The sequence below is a fragment of the Phenylobacterium sp. genome, from assembly GCF_035276905.1.
GTDB lineage: Bacteria > Pseudomonadota > Alphaproteobacteria > Caulobacterales > Caulobacteraceae > Phenylobacterium.
In genome coordinates, this window is the sequence record NZ_DATELG010000422.1 from 1 (window position 1) to 4,784 (window position 4,784).

Consider the following 4,784-nt stretch of genomic DNA (forward strand, 5'->3'; position numbering starts at 1 on the left):
GGTTCGAGTCCTGCCCGGGGAGCCATCGAGATTTTAAGGAAAACAGTTGGTTAGCGGTAAAGGTTCCCCCGCGTGGGGAACGGCTCGCCCATGCCGCCGCACCGCTTACGACACCGGGCACCTACCAGAGCCAGATCGCCAAGCTGCATGAACTGGAGTGGGCGGCGGCCTAGTTCACGATCTCGCAGGTGTCGAACGTGTGCATCTCGACCATAGTCGCTGCGTAGAACCGTCCGGCACCCTCAACGGGTGCGTTCTTGCAGCGGAGCTTCAGCTCTCCGAACTCGATCGCCTGGGCCGGATCGGTGTAGGCCGTGAAGGCAACATGGTCGAAGGCGACGATTCCATGTTCTTTGTCGACCTGCGCAGTCCTGAAGGAGCCGACCTGCTTTGCCCCTTGGTACAGCCCGCGCGGTTCCCGCGGCTGGCCGAGGTAGACATTTAGCGTTCCGTTAAGAGTGCCGACTGCCGCCCCGCCGATTTGCCCGTTTGAGCAGACCGCGCCGGGCGCACATTGCTGCGCCTTCGCTGGCAGACCAAGGCATGCGGCTGCGACGAGCGCGAGGGCAAGGCGATTAACGGCCAACATTGATCGTTCCCCCGTTGATGGTCCCGACCGACTGGCCGCCGGTTTGGCCGCTGGAGCAATTCGCGCCGGGCGCACAGGCCTTGGGTGGAGGCGAAACCTTAGGGGCCGGTGCTGAAGCGGGAGGCGGGGCCGGCGCTGGCTTGGATTGCACCGCTCGCCCCGATGCGTTGGCCGGGGGCGCGAGAGCCTCCCGAAGGTGCGTCACCGCCGTTGTGCCGAGAATGACGAGCACGGCCACAGCAGCAATGACGTAGCATACCCCTGCGAGCGGGCGCCCATACCGGTCTCCCAGGTATTTCGGTAACCCGTCGAACCAATCGCTAGGCTTCAGTTCCATACTTGACGGCTAAGTTGGTTCGGCCCGGCGAATCAAGGGGGTCATTTAGCCCAATGGTTCACGAACCGCTCTCACCTGGACCGGCCGCTGAACCGCTTAACCGAAACTGATCGGATCGGGCCCCATGCGGCCCATCGGGTCGTCGAGCGCGGCGATCGCCGACATGTCCTCGTCGTCCAGCCGGAAGTCGAAGACCTCGAAGTTCTCGGCGATGCGCTCGGGGTTGGCCGACTTGGGAATCACCACCAGCCGCTGCTCCACGTGCCAGCGGATGATCGCCTGGGCGGGCGTGCGGCCGTGGCGGGCGGCGATGCGGGCGATCACCGGATGCTTGAGCAGCGCCCCCTGGCCGAGCGGGCTCCAGGCTTCGGTGACGATTCCCTGCCCGGCATGGAAGGCGCGCAGGTCGGTCTGCTGGAACTTCGGATGCAACTCGATCTGATTGACCACCGGGATCACCCCGGTCTCGCCGATGATCCGGCGCAGGTGCTCGACCATGAAGTTCGAGACGCCGATGGAGCGCGCCCGCCCTTCCTCCTGCAGCCGCACGAGCGCCCGCCAGGCGTCGATGTAGCGATCCTGCCGCGGCGCGGGCCAATGGATCAGGAAGAGGTCGACGTAGTCCACGCCCAGCCGCTTCAGGCTCTTGTCGAAGGCGCGCAGCGCCGCGTCGTAGCCGTGGTCTCGGCTGCGCAGCTTGGTGGTGATGAAGATCTCTTCGCGCGCTACGCCGGAGGCGCGGGCGCCCTCGCCGACGCCCGCCTCGTTCTCATAGGCCGCCGCCGTGTCGATCGAGCGATAGCCGGCCTCGATCGCCGCCTTCACGACGCTTGCGGTGGCGTCCGCGGGCGTCTGCCAGACGCCGAGGCCGACCTGCGGCATCGACTGGCCGTCGCTGAGGGTGATCGCCGGGCGGCTGACAGCGGCCGTTTGCAGCATGGGTCCCCTCCTGGTCTTGCGCGCCTCCGTTCACCTACCAAACGCCGACGTTGGGCATCGAGACCCACGGCTCCGCCGCAGGCAGCGGATCGCCGGCCTGCAGCAGCTCCACCGAGATGTTGTCCGGAGAGCGGATGAAGGCCATCCGGCCGTCGCGGGGCGGCCGGTTGATGGTGACGCCGGCGTCCATCAGGCGCTGGCAGGCGGCGTAGATGTCGTCCACCGCATAGGCCAGGTGGCCGAAGTTGCGGCCGCCCCCGTAGTCCTCCGGATCCCAGTTGTAGGTGAGCTCGACGGCGGGGGCCTGCCGGGCCCGCGCCGCCTCCACATCCTGCGGCGCAGCCAGGAAGACCAGGGTGAATCGCCCGGCCGGCTGTTCGTGCCGGTCGAACTCCACAAGGCCCAGCTTGTTGCAGTAGAAATCCAGCGAGGCGTCGAGGTCGGTCACGCGGACCATGGTGTGCAGGTATCGCACCGTCGGCTCTCCTTCTCCGTCGCCCGTGAATACCAGCCCGCGCGCCGCAGCGCAGCGTCCAGATTCACGCCGCGCGCGTCTGGCGTCGCCAGAGCGCGGCGTACTCCCCGCCCCTGGCCAGCAGCGCCTCGTGGGTCCCGCGTTCGACGATCCGGCCCCGGCGCAGGACCAGGATCTGGTCGGCGTCGACGATGGTCGACAGCCGGTGGGCGATGACCAGGGTGGTGCGGCCCGCGCGCGCCTTGCGCAGGGTCTCCTGGATCGCGGCCTCGGTCGGCCCATCCAGCGCGCTGGTGGCCTCGTCGAGGATCAGCAGGCGCGGATCGGCCAGCAGCGCCCGGGCGATGCCCACCCGCTGGCGCTCGCCCCCCGACAGCTTCAACCCCCGTTCGCCCACCAGCGTCATCAGGCCGTTCGGCAGGCTGTCGATGAAACCGCCGAGCTCGGCGGCCTCGGCGGCGGCGCGCACCTCCTCCCGGCTGGCGTCGGGCCGGGCGAAGGCGATGTTGCGCAGCAGGGTGTCGTTGAACAGGGCGACGTCCTGCGGCACCAGCGCCACGGCCTGGCGCAGCGCCGCCTGCTTCACCTGGCGCATGTCGACGCCGTCGATCAGGACGCGGCCCTCCTGCGGATCGATCAGCCGCATGGCGAGGCGCACCGCGGTTGTCTTGCCAGCGCCGGACGGGCCGACGAGGGCCACCGTCTGGCCCGGCCGCGCCGCGAAGCTCACGTCGTCCAGCCCGAGCGAGCGGGCGTCGTGGCGGAAGCCGACGTGGTCGAAGGCCACCGCAGCCCCCTGCCCGCTGGCCGGCGGCAGGTCGCGCGCTCCTGGCGCGTCGGTGATCTCCGGCGCGACCTGGGTCAGTTCCACCATCTGCTCCATGTCGATGAAGGCCTGGCGGATCTCCCGGTAGTTGAACCCCAGCACGCCCAGCGGCTGGTAGAGGCTGCGCAACAAAAGGACCGCGGTCACCACCTGGCCCACCCGCATCTCGCCGTGCACCACGGTTAAGCCCGCCATCACGGTCATGACCGCCAGGCCGACGTTGAGGATCACCGACTGGGAGGCGTTCAGCAGGTTCAGCGAGGTGTTGGCCTGGACGCTGGCGTCGACGTAAGCGTCCATCGCCTCCGCGTAGCCGCCGACCACCCGCCGCTCGGCGCCGAAGGTCTTGACCGTCTCGTAGTTGATCAGGGCGTCGACCGACAGGCCAGCGGTGCGGCTGTCGGCCTCGTTCAGCGCCCGCCGGTGCGACAGCCGCCAGTCGGTGATGCGGAAGGTCACCACGACGTAGATCGCGATGCTGACGAAGGCGGTGAGCGCGAAGCGCCAGTCCAGGCGCGTGGTCATGACGACCATGCCCAGCGCCAGCTCGACCAGCGTCGGCCCGATGTTGAAGACCACGCTGCGGATCAGGAAGTCGGTCGAGCGCGCGCCACGGTCGATGATCCGCGACAGCGAGCCCATCTGCTTCGACTGGTGGAAGTCGAGCGACAGGCCAAGCGCGTGCTGGAAGGTCTCCACCGCGGCGCGGGCCATGGTCGCCTGGGAGACGCGGGTGAAGACCACGTCGCGGGCGTAGGGCGCGCAGGCCGCCGCCAGGCTGAGGACGGCGAAGGCCGTCGCGCCGGCGACGAAGCCCGAGCCCAGGGTCCCGCCCGCGGCGGGCGCCAAGGTGTTGACGGCGTCGCCCAGCACGACCGGCGCCCAGACGCTGGCCAGCTTGCCGACCACGACCAACGCCAACGCCGCGGCGATCCTGGCGCGCAGCCTGGGCGCGCCGGAGCGCAGCACCAGCCGGCCGAGGTCGATCATCGACCGCCAGAAGTCGAACTTGACGCTCTTCGGGGCGACCGCGCCGGGCTGGTCGAAACGCCGCGCCGCGTGTGCGTGCATGGACGTCAAAACGCCTCCGCTAACCCGCTAAGATGGTGGACTGCACCCCGCCCCCCGGGGTCAGCCAGTCGGCCCGAAAGCCCTGCGGAGTCAGCTGGCTATGCAGCGGGCCGCCGACAAGAGGCGCGGCCGGGGTGATGTCGAAGGCGATCTCGTCGGTGAAGGCCACGCCGGTGGCCTCCACGCGGTGCGGACCCCGGCTGAGCCGGGGCCAGGCGTAGACGAACCGGCCGTCCTCGTCGGTCCTGGCGTCGCCGGCCAGGCGCCCGTCGAGCCTGATCGCCACGTCGGTGCCGGCGGCCGCCCAGCCCGAGAGCAGCACGCCGCCCTCGGAATCGAAGTCGACCGAAGCGATTCGCGAGCCGGACGGCCGATCGAGCCGCAGCGCCGAGGCCCCGGCGCGAAGCAGCGCCGTCTGGCCGCGCGGCCCGACCAGCAGATAGCCCTGCGCCTGGACGCGGCGGCCCCCATTGACCGCCGAAAGCCCGAAGACCCTCGCCTGGCCCTGCGTGGGCGTCTGCAGCCGCCATCGGCCGTCGCCGTCGGC

The 4,784-nt window shown here is 69.8% G+C and carries 4 protein-coding genes and 1 pseudogene; all 5 read right to left on the reverse strand.

Features of this window, described 5'->3' with window-relative positions; all coding sequences use genetic code 11:
* Positions 1 to 169 precede the first annotated feature (169 nt).
* Positions 170 to 589, reverse strand: coding sequence for a hypothetical protein (locus tag VJS38_RS20135; RefSeq protein ID WP_324089934.1), 420 nt, complete (start codon positions 587 to 589; stop codon positions 170 to 172).
* Between the two features lie 433 nt (positions 590 to 1,022).
* Positions 1,023 to 1,865: an aldo/keto reductase gene (locus VJS38_RS20140; RefSeq protein ID WP_324089935.1), complete on the reverse strand. Its 843-nt coding sequence runs from the start codon at positions 1,863 to 1,865 to the stop codon at positions 1,023 to 1,025.
* A 34-nt stretch (positions 1,866 to 1,899) separates the two neighbouring features.
* Entirely contained in the window at positions 1,900 to 2,340 is a 441-nt protein-coding gene (locus VJS38_RS20145) for a VOC family protein (protein ID WP_324089936.1), read from the reverse strand.
* Between the two features lie 64 nt (positions 2,341 to 2,404).
* Positions 2,405 to 4,237, reverse strand: coding sequence for an ABC transporter ATP-binding protein/permease (locus tag VJS38_RS20150; RefSeq protein ID WP_324089937.1), 1,833 nt, complete (start codon positions 4,235 to 4,237; stop codon positions 2,405 to 2,407).
* Positions 4,238 to 4,256: 19 nt separating this feature from the next.
* A pseudogene (locus VJS38_RS20155) lies at positions 4,257 to 4,784 on the reverse strand (hypothetical protein); the annotation flags it as partial.

Coding starts and splice junctions, on each gene's coding strand:
- VJS38_RS20140 (WP_324089935.1), bottom strand. CDS start 1,865: ATGCTGCAAACGGCCGCTGTCAGCCGCCCGGCGATCACCCTCAGCGAC.
- VJS38_RS20150 (WP_324089937.1), bottom strand. CDS start 4,237: ATGCACGCACACGCGGCGCGGCGTTTCGACCAGCCCGGCGCGGTCGCC.
- VJS38_RS20135 (WP_324089934.1), bottom strand. CDS start 589: ATGTTGGCCGTTAATCGCCTTGCCCTCGCGCTCGTCGCAGCCGCATGC.